General features: G+C 61.9%; 11 protein-coding genes. 4 read left to right on the forward strand and 7 right to left on the reverse strand.

Translation table 11 applies throughout. The features are described from left to right. Positions 1 to 2,127 carry a TonB-dependent receptor gene (locus BUC04_RS05905; RefSeq protein ID WP_067659244.1) on the reverse strand — a complete coding sequence of 709 codons (2,127 nt, stop codon included), beginning with the start codon at positions 2,125 to 2,127 and terminating at the stop codon, positions 1 to 3. Positions 2,128 to 2,471: 344 nt separating this feature from the next. Between BUC04_RS05905 and BUC04_RS05910 the strand changes: the two genes are divergently transcribed. Continuing rightward, positions 2,472 to 2,981 carry an Lrp/AsnC family transcriptional regulator gene (locus tag BUC04_RS05910; protein ID WP_067659247.1) on the forward strand — a complete coding sequence of 170 codons (510 nt, stop codon included), beginning with the start codon at positions 2,472 to 2,474 and terminating at the stop codon, positions 2,979 to 2,981. Between the two features lie 61 nt (positions 2,982 to 3,042). Here BUC04_RS05910 and BUC04_RS05915 read toward each other — a convergent pair whose 3' ends face one another. The 3 genes from BUC04_RS05915 to BUC04_RS05925 all read right to left on the reverse strand — a co-directional run bounded on the left by BUC04_RS05915 (position 3,043) and on the right by BUC04_RS05925 (position 6,105). Next, entirely contained in the window at positions 3,043 to 3,657 is a 615-nt protein-coding gene (locus tag BUC04_RS05915; RefSeq protein ID WP_067659250.1) for a YitT family protein, read from the reverse strand. Positions 3,658 to 3,975: 318 nt separating this feature from the next. Continuing rightward, positions 3,976 to 5,334, reverse strand: a complete 1,359-nt coding sequence (locus BUC04_RS05920) for a GntP family permease (RefSeq protein ID WP_067659253.1) — start codon at positions 5,332 to 5,334, stop codon at positions 3,976 to 3,978. A 216-nt stretch (positions 5,335 to 5,550) separates the two neighbouring features. Further along, positions 5,551 to 6,105, reverse strand: coding sequence for a sugar O-acetyltransferase (locus BUC04_RS05925; protein ID WP_067659256.1), 555 nt, complete (start codon positions 6,103 to 6,105; stop codon positions 5,551 to 5,553). A 284-nt stretch (positions 6,106 to 6,389) separates the two neighbouring features. On the opposite strand from BUC04_RS05925, the gene BUC04_RS05930 reads away from it, so the two are divergent. After that, a complete protein-coding gene (locus BUC04_RS05930; RefSeq protein WP_067659259.1) occupies positions 6,390 to 6,947 on the forward strand; it encodes a retropepsin-like aspartic protease in 558 nt (185 codons plus the stop codon). 39 nt (positions 6,948 to 6,986) lie between these two features. On the opposite strand, the gene BUC04_RS05935 is transcribed toward BUC04_RS05930, so the two are convergent. Beyond that, entirely contained in the window at positions 6,987 to 8,276 is a 1,290-nt protein-coding gene (locus BUC04_RS05935) for a patatin-like phospholipase family protein (protein ID WP_067659262.1), read from the reverse strand. A gap of 134 nt (positions 8,277 to 8,410) precedes the next feature. Between BUC04_RS05935 and BUC04_RS05940 the strand changes: the two genes are divergently transcribed. Both BUC04_RS05940 and BUC04_RS05945 read left to right on the forward strand, forming a co-directional pair. Beyond that, positions 8,411 to 8,989 (forward strand): DUF6151 family protein, encoded by a 579-nt coding sequence (locus BUC04_RS05940; protein WP_067659265.1) that lies wholly within the window; start codon positions 8,411 to 8,413, stop codon positions 8,987 to 8,989. Between the two features lie 145 nt (positions 8,990 to 9,134). After that, positions 9,135 to 9,827: an SDR family oxidoreductase gene (locus tag BUC04_RS05945; protein WP_067659268.1), complete on the forward strand. Its 693-nt coding sequence runs from the start codon at positions 9,135 to 9,137 to the stop codon at positions 9,825 to 9,827. Between the two features lie 75 nt (positions 9,828 to 9,902). Here BUC04_RS05945 and BUC04_RS05950 read toward each other — a convergent pair whose 3' ends face one another. Together BUC04_RS05950 and BUC04_RS05955 are read right to left on the reverse strand one after the other, a co-directional pair. After that, positions 9,903 to 11,777, reverse strand: a complete 1,875-nt coding sequence (locus BUC04_RS05950; RefSeq protein WP_082766647.1) for a S8 family serine peptidase — start codon at positions 11,775 to 11,777, stop codon at positions 9,903 to 9,905. Further along, entirely contained in the window at positions 11,764 to 13,422 is a 1,659-nt protein-coding gene (locus BUC04_RS05955; RefSeq protein ID WP_067659275.1) for an Ig-like domain-containing protein, read from the reverse strand. The genes BUC04_RS05950 and BUC04_RS05955 overlap by 14 nt, the downstream gene beginning before the upstream one ends. Positions 13,423 to 13,558 lie beyond the last annotated feature (136 nt).

A 13,558-nucleotide genomic window follows, 5' to 3' on the forward strand; every position in this document is an offset into this window, starting at 1 on the left:
TCAGAAGCGGTAGTTCATCTCAACGCCAAAGGTACGCGGTTGGTTGGGCAGACGCACCAGCTCGGTGACGCCATCGTCCAGCAGGAACAGATCCTCCGCGGTACGCTCGTCGGTCAGGTTGTCGACGTAGGCGGTCAGACGCCACTGGTCGGCCACCAGGCCGATATTGGCGTTAAGGAAGGTGGTGGTGTTGGAGCGGATCTCCGGGAGGAAGATATCAAAGCTGCGCGGCCCGTTGACCTGCAGATCCACCCGTGACTCCAGTTGCCAGCCGTTGTTTAGCGGCAGGCTGTGGTTTAACGCGGCGTTGAAATTGAAGTCCGACACCCACAGCTGCGGCTCCCCCACCAGTTCTGGCATCCGCTCAAACTCGTTGATCTCGGAGTCGATGATGCCACCGGTAAGCTGCAGGTTAAGCTGACGGGTCAGGTCAATGGCCAGCTCCGCTTCCAGCCCCTGCAGGGTCACGTCGTCCACCGACAGGTTCTCCAGGGTGAAGGTGTCGACGTTGAACTGGGTGATCTGGGCATTCTCCTGCTCGATGTAGAAGGCGGCGCCGTTCAAGGTCACCCGGCCATCCCAGAAATCGGTCTTGAAGCCGGCCTCGAAGCTGTCGGACACCTCCTTGTCGTAGATGCGCGACACATCCGGATGGGGCTCGTTAAAGCCGCCGGAGCGGAAGCCCTTGGAGTAACCGGTGTAGAGCAGGGTCCGGTCGGTGATCTGGTAGGCCAGGGAGACCTTGGGCTGCCACTGGCTGAAGGTATCCTCGGCGTAGGTGCCGGCCACATCCTGCGGGTCCACCGAGCTGCGCTTGTCCTCGTCATAGCGCAGCGCGCCGGTCAGTTCGAGGCGGTCGGTCAGGTCGTAGTTGAGCTGGCCGGCCAGGCCCCAGGCCTGGCTGCGGTTGTCATCGAGGATGCTGAACAGCAGCAGGTCATCGCCGAAATCGCTGCGGGTCAGGCGCTGATCGCCGATGGGGTCGTCGTAGCTGTGGGTAGCGGTGTAGCGGGTCCGGTCCTGGTAGAAGGCGGACACCGCCCAGCGCAGCGGCTGGTCGTCGTGAGAGGTGAAACGGCTCTCGAAGGTCCAGGCATCCACGTTGGCAATCCCCTCGATGGCTCCGGCGTAGTGGAAGATGAAATCCGAGGGCACGGCGGAGTAATCGGAGTCGTAGAAGCTGTCCTGCTTGGACTCGCTATAGCCGGCGATCAGTTCAAACTGGCCCAGCTCCAGGTACTGGTTGAGGCGGGCGGAGAACTCCATCACATCGCGGTTGTCCTCGTTGACCACGTTCTGCGACATCTGCAGAGAGAAGTCGTCCCAGCTGTCGGCGGTGACCCCCTGGTAGTAGGCCAGGCCACCCTCGCTGCTGCCATAGCGGCCACGCAGGTTCAGCTCGGTGTCGTCGCCCAATTCAAAGCGCAGCTGACCAAACAGGCCGTGCTCCTTGAAGTGATCGGCCATCTCGCCGGTGAAGGTGTTCTCAATCTGGCCATCGGTGCCGCGGGTGTAGCCACCGAGGCGGAAGAAGGCGTTGTCGCTGATGGCGCCGGAGGTCACACCGGTAAGGCGATAGCTGTTGGCGTGGCCGTAGCTGGCCGACAGCTGGGTTTCCGGCACGTCACTGGGCGGCTTGGTGTTGAGGATCATCGCCCCACCGATGGCGCCACGACCGTACAGCGCGCCCTGGGCACCGCGCATCACCTCGATGCGCTCGATGTCCACCAGATCCTGGTTGATGAACTCCAGGTCCGGTGCAGTCACCCCGTCGACCACCACCGCCAGCGGGGCTTCGCCCACCTGGGGGGTGATCATGCCGCGGATCTGGATCCGCGCCAGGCCCGGACGGAAGTTATCGAGCTGGCTGAAGTTGGGGGTCAGATCTGCCACGTCCCGGACATTACGGATCCGCGCCTTCTCAATCATCGCTTCGTCATACACAGAGACACTGTCCGGGATGGATTGCAGGGTCTCGACCCGGCCCCGGGCGACCACGGTGATCTTCTCAATCTCCGCCTGCTCCAGAACCTCTTCCGCCAGCACCTGGCTTGGCAGGGCGACGCCCATCAGTGATGCGGCGATGGCACAGGACAGCAGGGTGGGACGAAACAGGGCAGATTCCATGGCAAGCCTCGATTGTTGTTGGTTTTTTCAGCAGGCTCATCCGCGAGCCCCAAGTGACTAAGACCTCATTGTCGGACTTTGCAGAAAAATGATATTTTGTAGATTGCCAATTTGAAAAAAGGATATTGAAAAGAGCTAGGCATTTTGAGAAACAATTTTTTGAAGAATGCCGTACGTGATCGCGATCGCCCAATATCCAGTCATTTCGGGTGAATAAAGCAGCAACCACTGTCTGCCGCGAAAAGCTCCAGCTTTCGCATAAGCACTGCCAGAGACGCGCCGACGGATACGTACCGCCGCTAAGGCATTTTCTGGCCAACAGACCATCCATACAGAGGCCCCCTATGGCAAGCAAACCGGTCAAGGTCGACCGCATCAATCGCAAGATCCTGGCAACCCTCCACCTGGAGGCGGACCTCACCAACGTGGAACTGGCGGAGCGGGTCAATCTCTCCCCCAGTGCCTGCTTCCAGCGGGTCAAAGCGCTGAAGGAAGCCGGCTACTTTAAGCACTTTCACGCCGAGGTGGATCTGGACCAGTTGTGCGAACATATGCTGGCTTACGTGGAGTTCACCCTGGCGGACAACGGGGCCCCGGCCCGGCGCCGGTTCGAGGCCGCCATCGCAGAGATCCCGGAGATCATGGACTGCCTGCGGGTGGCCGGTGACATCGACTACATATCCTTCACCTGTTTTCCCAACGTGGACGCGCTCAATGCCTGCTGCGACCGACTGACCGACGATCCCAAGCTGGCCATCCGCTCGATCCGTACCCGTATCGTGGTGGAGCGGGCCAAGTGGTTCTTTGGCTACCCGCTGGACCAGCTCACCTGGCACGCCGACCGCACCGGCTGAGCCCATCGGCCCTCTTCGCCCACAAAAAAGCCCGCTCAAGGCGGGCTTTTTGTTTCGGCAGCTAAGTTCTTACCAGGCCCGGCTGGGCGGTGTAGCGCCCCGGCCGGTGGTTGACCCCCAGCACCCCGTTCATCAGCACGATACAGAGGGTGGAGGCCAGCAATGTCTCGGCACTGAACAGCAAGAAGGTGGCTACCAGGATAACCAGGTCCAGCCCCATCTGCAGGTAGCCAGCGCGCAGGTTAAATCGCTCCTGGCAGTACATCACCAGCACGTTGAAGCCGCCGGCGCTGGCGTTGTGGCGAAACAGCGCCAGCAACCCCAGGCCACAGAGCACGCCGCCCACCACCGCCGCCATCATCGGACTTAAGCCATCAATGGCAATACGCTGACCCAGCAGCTCAGACAGCCAGGCGATGAGGCCAACGCAGCCGAGGCTCTTCAGGGTAAAGACCCGGTTCATGCGGAACCAGGCCATCAGGTAGAAGGGGGCGCTGAGGGCAAAGAACAGCGGGCCAAACTCCAGCTCGAACACCCGACCAATCAGCAGGGCCAAACCGGCAACGCCGCCCACCAGGACACCGGCCTGCTTGAGCACCACGATGGCCACCGACACCACCAGAACACCAATGGCCAGGGAGAACAGATCCTCCAGCCAGGAATGAGAGGGACTCACACACCACCTCGCACGTCGAGTGAGTTGAAAATTCGCGCCGATTCTAGCGAGCAGCAAGGCGATCACAAGGGCGTGCAACGGTAGGATCCACCGAACCTGCCAGCCCGATCAGAAGCTGGCGCCAAAAGCCCTGCTCCGATCCAATCATCAGGCCAAAAACATCCCAGCCAACAACAGATGGCTCCGTTCTGCCCAGAGGAGTAAAAGCTCAGGCTATCAATGGATAAACGAGCGCAATGCCAGACGGCAGAGACAAAAACGCCCAGGGCAGCCAAGCCGCCCTGGGCGTGATTTATCAGCAGGAATTGCAGCTGTGGCTTACAACAGCACCAGGCTCATCAGGTAGATCAGGGTGATAGCGGTCAGACCCTGCACCAGGGTGGCCATGGTCTGGGCCTTGTAGGCCTGCTTCACGCTCATGCGGCTGAACTGGGTCACAACCCAGAAGAAGCTGTCATTGGCGTGGGACACGGTCATGGCACCGGCACCGATGGCCATCACGGTCAGCACGCGGCCCATCTCACTGGCCAGGCCGATGTCACCCAGCATGGGGGCCACCAGCGCAGAGGTTGCTACCAGCGCCACGGTGGAGGAGCCCTGGGCGGATTTCAGCGCCGCAGCCACCACGAAGGGCATCAGGATACCGATGCCCAAGGCGGACAGGGACTCACCCAGCACGGTACCGATGTCCGCCGCCTTGAGCACCGCACCGAAAGCACCACCGGCACCGGTGATCAGCAGGATCGGGGCAGCAATCACGATGCCCTGGCTGATGCGCTCACTGAACTCTTGCACCTTGTCGTCACTCTTGAGCAGACGCAGGGCCAGGAACAGGCCCACCAGCAGTGCGTTCACCGGCTGGCCCAGGAAGGCCAGTACGTCAAACAGCAGGCCGTCACCTAGCGGGGCGGAGGGGAAGTTGGCGATGGAGCCCAGGCAGATCAGCAGGATCGGCACAAAGATCGGGGCAAAGGCACTGCCAGCGCTGGGCAGCACACCGTACTCGGCCTTGAGCTTGTCAAAATCTTCCACCTGCTGCTTGAGCTGCTCGGCACCCTCACCGTCCGGCTCAACGTTGGTGAAGCGGTTGGCCCACAGCACCCCGGCCAGGGCCGCGATGGCAGCAACAAACACACCCACGAAGATCACCAGGCCCAAGGAGGACTCCAGCCCCAGGTTACCGGCAGCGGCAATGGGGCCCGGCGTCGGCGGCACAAAGGTGTGGGTGGCGTACAGGCCGGTGGCCAGGGCCACGCTCATGGCCACGCTGGAGACGCGCATGCGGTTGGCCATGGACTGCTTCAGCGAGTTGAGGATGACGTAGCCGGAATCACAGAACACCGGAATGGAGACGATGTAGCCGATGATGGACATGGTCAGGGTGGGGAAGCGTTTGCCCAGCACCCGGATTACGGTATCCGCCATGGTGATGGCAGCGCCACTCTTCTCCAGGATCACACCGATGATGGTACCCAGCACGATCACCAGCCCGATATAACCGAGGATGCCGCCAAAGCCCGAGGCGATGGTCTTGGCAATGTCGGCACTGGGCAGGCCATAGGCGAAGGCCGCGATAAAGGAGGCCAGCAACAGAGTGAGGAAGGGGTGTAGCTTGAACTTGGAGGTGGCCACCACGATAAAGGCGATCACCAGCAGTAGGATGAGTGCGAGGCTCATATCGGATCCTTGTTATCTTTTTTTGTCATTGCCTCGCTTTGGGAACGACAGCGAGGCAGCGCTGCCCTCGCCGCGCGAACTGCCACATCCGCCGGGGTCAGGCCCCCGCATTATGCGTATCCTGCTGATGAATTGTTGCGCACCAGATCACTATTCAATGACCCAGTGTGATGGCTCAGGGTATTGATTTATTGAGCCAAACTTTGGCAGGTAGCCTCACTCGACCGGCCGGATCACCCGTGCTGGGTTGCCCGCACACACCGTATTGGCCGGCAGATCCCGGGTCACCACGCTGCCCGCCCCCACCACCACGTTATCGCCGATGGTCACACCGGGGCAGACGGAGACGTTGGCACCGAGCCAGACCCGATTGCCGATGGTGATCGCCTGGGCAGACTCCTCGCCGGCAGCCCGACGCTCAGGATCTATGGGATGGGTGGCGGTGGCGATCACCACGCCGGGGGCCAGCAGCACGTCATCGCCGATGACGATGGCAGCGGGATCGAGCAAGGTGCAGCCGTGGTTGGCATAGAAGCGCTTGCCCAGCTTGAGGTTGCTGCCATAGTCACAATGAAATGGCGCCTCGATGTGGGCGTCACTTTCCTGCCCCAGCAGCTGCGCCAGCAAGGCACGGCGCTGCGACTCCTCACTGGGGCAGGTTTGATTGAAGCGATGACAGATCACCTTGGCCTGCTGGCGCTTGGCCGTCAGCTCCGCATCCCAAGGCTGGTAGTTCTGCCCGCTCACCATCTTTTGCCACTGCTCTGACATACCGACTCCTTAACCCCCGTGACGACAAGCCGCCATTATGGCGCCCAGCAGCAACAGATTGCCAAGCGACAGCTCACATCGCCAGGTATCGGCCGTCTAGCGAGCACTGCGTGAGAAAAAGTATGCAGACCAACCCCTTGGCGGCAGGCTTTAGGCCATGAGCTGGAGCCGAGTCAGGTGGTTTGAAACGGTGAGCGAAATTCATTCTTGACCCTTTGTTGAATTCCTGCCCCACCAAACATGGGCTACAGTAGGGCTATGCCAACCCCACCAAAGGAGTTGTGATGCGGCATTTTTTAAGACCCTCGCTGCTGGTTTGCCTGCTGCTTGCCCTGCCCCAAAACACCCTCGCCGATAGCTACCCCACCCCGGCTGCCATCAAAGCCGCCCGAGCCGCCGATGCCCTTGGCGAGCAACTCGAGGAGATGGGCTATGCGGTGGCGCCATTAACGCGGATGCGTTCGGGCCACCTGGTGGCAGAGGTGAAGATCAACGGCAGCGAGCCGATGCGTTTTGTCTGCGACTCCGGCTCCGGCGCCACCCTGATCACCCCACAAACCAGCCAGCGCTTGCAGTTGCAATCAGAAGACACCGGCAGCACCGCCGCCGGCGTCGGAGGCCAGGGCCTGCAGGTGGACAGCGCCGAGATCAGCAGCTTCCAGATTGGCGGTAAGGCGCTGCCGATGGAGGTGATCCTGGTGGTGGATATCTCACATGTGAACGCCCAGTTCGTGGTAGCCGGCGAACAGCCTATTGAGGGGATCATCGGCAGCGACTGGATGAAAGCACACCAGGTGCTGCTGGACGTGGCCCACGGCCGGATGTTCTTTAAACCCATCTAACCCCCCGCCCGGCACCCTGGCGTGCCGGGTCTGTCCATCTCAAGGAGCCGCCTGGCCCAGCACCTCCAATCCCTCGAACTGATCTAACTGCTGGCTATAGCTCTCCAGCTTGCGCAGGCTGGGGGGTACCGTCTCCCACACCGCGCCTTTACGGAACTTGTCCTGACCATAGGCAAACAACGCCTGCATGTAGTCCAGGCTCATGGGCGGGTGCGGCACCTGGAAATCGGTGTCGATGTGCGCCACCCGAAACTCGAACTCATTGGCCAGGGCATAGTGGTAGATAAACTCCACGTCACCGTTGCCCTGACTCATGAACAGCGACTCCATGGAGCGGGCGGCGATCTGGGTCATGGTGATGGTGGTGGCCTGATAGCTTGGCAGCATCGGACCGTTGCGGATGACGTAAACCCGGTTAGGGTTGTCCGGTGCCAACTCATGCAGATTCAACCACTGGGGCATCAGGAACACCTGGCGCAATACGCCGCCATCCACGTGCATCTCGTCGAACTGCTCGCCGCCGGAAGAGACCGACAACAACTTGGCCGGGAAGGCGCCGGGGACTGAGCTGCTGGCGATCACCAGGTCCTGTAGCAGGGTCAGTGCTTGTGGGGTGCCCACCTGGGCGATGCGGCCCAGATCCCAGATGGCCAGCCTCTGGTTGTCCAGGTTGGCGGTGCCGATCAGCAGCAATCGACCACTGGCTCGCACCGCCGCCATCCGGGTCATCACCTCCCAGTTGACCGTCTCACGCACCTCCTGCTCGAAGCGTTCGGTATCGAAAAACGATTTGGAGGAGAGGATACGGAAGGGATTGCGCAGACTGAACAGATCCTCCATCGAGGTGGTGGTGTAGTAGTCCACCATCGCCTGGTCATAGTCCTGGCCCAAGTAGGCGAAGATCCCGATGATCGCCCCGGTGGAGACCCCGGTGATGATATCAAACTGGGGTCGATCACCGCGCTCACTCCAGGCGGAGAGGATCCCGGCAGCATAGGCTCCGTTGGCGCCGCCACCGGACAGCGCCAGGTGATGCAGCGGGCGGGGCTGGCCCCGGCCATCAACAAAGTAATCCTGGCCCAGCTCGGCCATGCGCTGCTGGAGCCGCGCCTCGAATGCCGGGTCCTCCAGCTCACCATCCCAGATACGGATGTCGGTCATATCCAGTGGAAAGCCTGGCTGACCCGCCGGCAGTGGGGTGCGCTGCGGCGCCGCACAACCGCTCAGCAGCCAGGCCCACAGCAATACCCACAATAAGGGCCAGAGCTCGCCGGCCTTCGTTTTAACCCAATACACCCAATCACCCCGCAGATCGCGGCTTGCTGACACCTTAATCCTTTAACCTGCGGGCCGCAGATGACAGGGGTGTGATAATGCCGGGCGAGGCAACCTTGGGACGGAATTTGCAGCCACAGCAGCACTGAGGCAGACTCGAACAACGCACATCAAGAAGGATTTTGACCATGGCCGAGGTCGCACTCTCCTGCCAATGCGGTACCGTCCAAGGCATTGCCCTGGATATCGAGCCGAGCATTGGTACCCGGGGGCGCTGCTATTGCGCCGATTGCCAGCGCTACGCCGAGCACCTGGGGCAGCCCGAACTGACGCTGGACCCCCAAGGCGGTACTGATGTCTACCAGCTAGCTCCGGCACAGATCCGCTTTACCCAGGGCCAGGAGCAGATCCGCTGTCTACGTTTGAGCGAAAAAGGGCCCTATCGCTGGTACGCCGGCTGCTGCAACACCCCCATCGCCAATACCCTATCGTCCCGCATCCCCTTTGTTGGCCTGATCCATCGCTTCCGCGCCGATCCGCAAGCCGCCGATCAGGCGATGGGGCCAGTGCGAGTGGCGGTCCATCTCAAGGACGCCAAGAGCCGAGTACCCAAAGAGCAACTGGGTGATCTCTCCTCCAAGCGCTACATGATCAAGCTGTTGGCCCGGATGCTGAGCTGGAAGCTCAGCGGCAAGAACCGACCCAGCCCCTTCTTCGACAGCCAGGGCAAGCCACTGGTGACCCCTGAGATGCTCGACAAAGGGTGAGATTAAGCAGTGGCGGCTAACCCCCTGCCCGGTATGGCGTTATTGTCAAAATCACAAAACTGTTTTGCCCTGGCAGCCCTGCCCAACTCAGCGCTTCAAGGCTACCCTGCAGCCATTGTAAAAACGCATCACCGAGGAAGCCGTCATGCACACCGTCTTGATCACCGGGGCCAACCGTGGCCTGGGGCTGGAGTTTGTTCGCCAATACGCAGAGAAGGGCTGGCAGGTGCTGGCCTGCTGTCGTTCGCCCCAATCCGCCGAAGCCCTGAAGGCACTGGCCAACAGCCACTCCAATATTGAGCTGCTGCCGTTGGACGTGACCGATGAGGGTCAGATCCAGGCGCTGGCCGCGCAGCTGCAAGGCCGCGCCATTGACCATCTGCTGCTCAACGCCGGCGTGCTCGGTGAGCAGTGTGCGGATCTGGGCAGCATGACCCAGGCGGAGTGGCTCAAGGTGCTGAACATCAACACCGTGGCGCCGGCCTTGCTGATCCAGGCACTGCGGGACAACGTCGCCGCCAGTGAACTCAAGACTATCGCCGCCCTGTCCACCCGGGTGGCCAGCATCGACGATAACGGCTCCGGCGGCATGTACAGCTACCGCGCTTCCAAGGCAGCCCTGAACCAGATCCTGGTCAGCGCCGCACGTAACCTGGCGGAGCAAGGGGTGAAAACCGTGGCGCTGCACCCGGGCTGGGTACAGACCGACATGGGCGGCAGCAACGCCACCTTCACCCCACAAGAGAGCGTGGCGGGGATGATCTCGGTGATCAGCAACCTAGGCGAGGACGAGTCCGGCAGCTTCCGGGTGTTCGACGGCAGCACCATCCCCTGGTAAGCCGCACCCAACACAATTAAGGCCCGCGAGTGCGGGCCTTTTTGTTGCCGTTTAACTGACCTTCGCGCGATGGGCCTAGGGCTGGCACAGGCTCGGCTTGGCGACCGAGGCCAGGGGCAGCTCGGTCAGGGCGCCGCAGCTGCTGTCACGACAGGCGCGCACACCCATCCGGGCAAAGCCCTGGGTGTCGAGCGCCAGCTTGGGTTCGCTGCTTTGCTTAGCCACCGGGGCCGAGGCCAGGTCGCCATCCGCCAGCACCAGCTCGTAGTGAATCCCTGCGACAGCACCCTCCAGCCAGCCCAGCTCAACATCGATGGTGTCACACAGCCTTGGCAAATGGCTTTGCATCGCCAACAGGTATTGCTGCTGGGCCGGGGTGTCGAAGTCGGCGTGGCGGTGATAAAGCTGACTGCCGGACAGATCAAGCGGGTCGGCCGACTTCAGCGCTGCCAGCGCATTGACCACGCCGTGGCCCGCGCCTAAAGCCGCCGCCCGGGAGGGGATCCCCTGGGTGGTAGTGTCAAAAGGCCGGGCGGTCTGGTACAGCATCGCCTCGCGCTCTTCGGCGCTGAGTTCCGGGTGGACCAGCTTCAGCATCCCCAGCACCGAGGCTACATTAGGGGTCGACATGGAGGTGCCGGTGCTGAAGCCATAGCAACCTTCCGCGCCCTGGCCACAATCCGGGTCTGTGAGCAGGTCCGTGCTGACGTACGCCGTGGTGATCCCCTCCCCGGCCATGGTGACGTCCACCGCGGCGCCGTAGTTGGAGAAGCTGGAGAGATCGCCCCCGATGTGGTTGCTGCCCACCGCCACCACGCCATCGCAGTAGGAGGGGGTAGACCAATCCGCGCTCATCTCCTCGTTGCCCACCGCCGCCACCACTGAGATCCCCTGCTGCTTGGCCGCCTGGATCGCCTCATACAGGTAGCTTTCGGCCTCGCAGGAGAAGAACACGTGCGCCCCCAGGCTCATATTGATCACATCCACCGGCGCAGAGATGGGGGCCAGGTCGCTACCGGCGTATTGACCACTGACCCAGCGAATGCCGTCGGCGATGTCGATGGTGCTGCCTCCGGTAGCACCCAATACCCGCACCGGCACCAGCTCCAGCATCTGGTGGCTGAGGTTGCCCACCATGCCCAGGCCGTTATCGCTGATGGCGCCGATCTGGGAGGCCACCGCCAGGCCATGGCCGTCCACATACGGGGTGTACTTGCCCTCAAAGCTGTCGTACTGCCACTGCTTGTCGATGGCGTCGTTGGAGCGGGTCATCCGCTCCAGGTTGCCAGAGGGGCAATCGATAAGTGCCGAGCTATCCCGGCAGCGGTAGCCGTCCGCCACCATGTTGGCCTGGTCGCTGGACCACTGCATGTCCTCATGGGGCCAGGCACCGGTGTCCAGTATGGCGATCCGCACCTTACGCTCCAGGGTTCGGTGCTGCTCGGCATAGGCCCGGGCCTCGGCCATATTGGACAGGCCCCAGAACCCGGGCAGCTGCTCATCCAGGTAGTATTGCTTTGGGTAGAGCGGGTCGTTAAAGCGCTCGGTGGGCAGGGCGAAGGTACCAATGGGCGGCGTATCCCCCTTCACCTGTGGGATCGGTTCACTCACCACCGGCTTAGGTGGAGCGATGGTGCGCACCGGCTCCACATGGCGGAACTGACCGCTGTCGCTGAGCAAGGCGATCGCGCTGTCGCTCTCCCCTTCCACGCTGACCAGGGTAAAGGCGCTGTGCAGAGCACGACGATGCTCCAGCTCTAACCCCAGCTGATTGGAGAGGGTTTGCAGCTGGGCCGACTCATCCTCCGGTGCAGCGTCCCAATGGAGGATCAGCTCGGCCGCACTGACCGGCAACAGACAGGATCCCAGCATCAATGAACCCGCCAGCAGCGTCTGAATGCTCGAGCGACGACCCCGATCAGGGGACGGACAAGGATTAAAACGTTCCATGGTAGCCCTCGTTCACCAGATCCGTGATCACCTCAAGCAGCGCCCATTCGGCGTGGTATTGCCACTGGCCGTCCACCTGTTCACCGTAAAGGGCATTGCCAGCAAAGCGGCTCCTGCGGCCATCGCTTAAGGTATTGAGTTGATAGTGTGTGCCCAAAGGGGCGATGGCCAGTTCGGGCACGTGCGCCTTGGCCAGGGCGATCAGCTCGTTGGTGAGGTCCGCCGTGTCCTTGCCCTCCATCTGACCGAGATCGAGATAGGCCTGGGCGATCTGCTCCAGCCCCGCTTGGGCCTGGGCCAGGTTATGGCTGTCGGCGTAGTGGTTGCTCATCTGCCCGGTCGACTCATCGGCGGTGCTGCGCTCGCCGGCAAAGCAGGTCTGGGCGCCCCACTGTCGGGTGTAGGGCGGCAGGCCCTGCTCCAGCGCCTGCTGCACACAGGCCAGTGCTTCGGCGTGGTAGCTGTAGACCACAAAATGGGTGTCCTTAATCCGGTTGCGATGGCTGCGGGCCTCATCGCGGCTGAACTCGCCGCGCAGCTCCAGCAGGTCTATCAACCAGAACGCCAGCCGGTCGTACTCCATCCCCTGGGCCAGGCTCAGCCAGGTTTGATGCAACTGCTCCTCCAGCGCTGACTCCTGGGCCGATTGCGCCGCCTTGATCACCACCTGGTAGAAGCCGGTATACACAACGCTGGAGAGGTCCTCGGATTGGATCGCCAACTGCAACATCTCCGGCTGAGCATCGGCACTGGCGCTAAAGCGCAGCTGTCGGGCGTCATTATCAAAGGAGACCATCAAGCCGGCATCGCTGCCGATCCGCGTCTCCACCGACACCACCTTGAGCGCCGCCTCGTTAGCCGACAAGCCACTGGCGTAATCGAACACCTTCTCCTGTCCCGGGGAGAGGAAGGTGATCAGGGGCAGATCCAGGATAGGGGCGCTGCCAGTGGAAACCACGGCATGGAAGCTGAAGGGCAACTCAACCCGGCTCACCCCATCGCTGATGCCCAGGATGGCGGTGTGCTGGTCATTGATGCTGAAATCCGGCCGGATGGTGATGGTCTGGTTGGTGAGATCGAGCTCATAGGGCACCGAGGAAGGGGCACCATAGGTCTCAAAGGTCAGATCAAACTGAAGCTGTTCCTTGGGTACAGTGCCCGCCTCCAGTTCGAACTGGAACACGCCCTGGCTGCCACGGAAGATCTGAAGATGGGTCTCCCCCACCATGCGCGCTGAGAGCGTCTGGAACGGCAATACCGTCACCGCCAGCTGAGCCTGGGCCTGCAGCGCTCCGTCTGAGACGGTCACCGTGACGATCGCCTCCAGTTGCTCCGCCACCGCCTTGGCACTGATGATCAGCTCGCCCTCCTGGTGCAGCGCACTGACCACCGGGTCAGAAGAGGCCAGCGAGACGGTTAATGCATCGCCGTCTTCGTCCTCCAGGGTGATGGCCACCCGGGTGCTGTCGCCAGCCAACAGCTCGATGGCATCGGTCGCCAAGCTAACGGTTGGGGCATTGTTGCTGCCGCCAGTGGTGCCGCTGCCGTTATTGTCACCATTGCCGCCGGTTGAAGATGAGCCCCCACTGCCGCCGCAGGCACTGACACAAAGCACCAGCATCAGGGTGCTAAACCACTTCTTCATGTTCAATTCCCTGAACTGCGCTGCCGCCATGCCTGGCCGCAGCCGACTCCCTAACGGCCTGATCCGGACGTTAGAACCCTGCTGTCACCTTACCCAATCGTGCTGGCAGTTGCATTACAAGTGGTTGATAAGAATC

This window comes from Ferrimonas marina, from assembly GCF_900129905.1.
In the GTDB taxonomy this organism is placed as follows: domain Bacteria; phylum Pseudomonadota; class Gammaproteobacteria; order Enterobacterales; family Shewanellaceae; genus Ferrimonas; species Ferrimonas marina.

What these genes read in the sequence shown, in the direction of transcription:
- BUC04_RS05905 (WP_067659244.1), bottom strand. Translation starts at nt 2,127, where the DNA reads ATGGAATCTGCCCTGTTTCGTCCCACCCTGCTGTCCTGTGCCATCGCC.
- BUC04_RS05910 (WP_067659247.1), top strand. Translation starts at nt 2,472, where the DNA reads ATGGCAAGCAAACCGGTCAAGGTCGACCGCATCAATCGCAAGATCCTG.
- BUC04_RS05920 (WP_067659253.1), bottom strand. Translation starts at nt 5,334, where the DNA reads ATGAGCCTCGCACTCATCCTACTGCTGGTGATCGCCTTTATCGTGGTG.
- BUC04_RS05925 (WP_067659256.1), bottom strand. Translation starts at nt 6,105, where the DNA reads ATGTCAGAGCAGTGGCAAAAGATGGTGAGCGGGCAGAACTACCAGCCT.
- BUC04_RS05930 (WP_067659259.1), top strand. Translation starts at nt 6,390, where the DNA reads ATGCGGCATTTTTTAAGACCCTCGCTGCTGGTTTGCCTGCTGCTTGCC.
- BUC04_RS05940 (WP_067659265.1), top strand. Translation starts at nt 8,411, where the DNA reads ATGGCCGAGGTCGCACTCTCCTGCCAATGCGGTACCGTCCAAGGCATT.
- BUC04_RS05945 (WP_067659268.1), top strand. Translation starts at nt 9,135, where the DNA reads ATGCACACCGTCTTGATCACCGGGGCCAACCGTGGCCTGGGGCTGGAG.
- BUC04_RS05950 (WP_082766647.1), bottom strand. Translation starts at nt 11,777, where the DNA reads ATGGAACGTTTTAATCCTTGTCCGTCCCCTGATCGGGGTCGTCGCTCG.
- BUC04_RS05955 (WP_067659275.1), bottom strand. Translation starts at nt 13,422, where the DNA reads ATGAAGAAGTGGTTTAGCACCCTGATGCTGGTGCTTTGTGTCAGTGCC.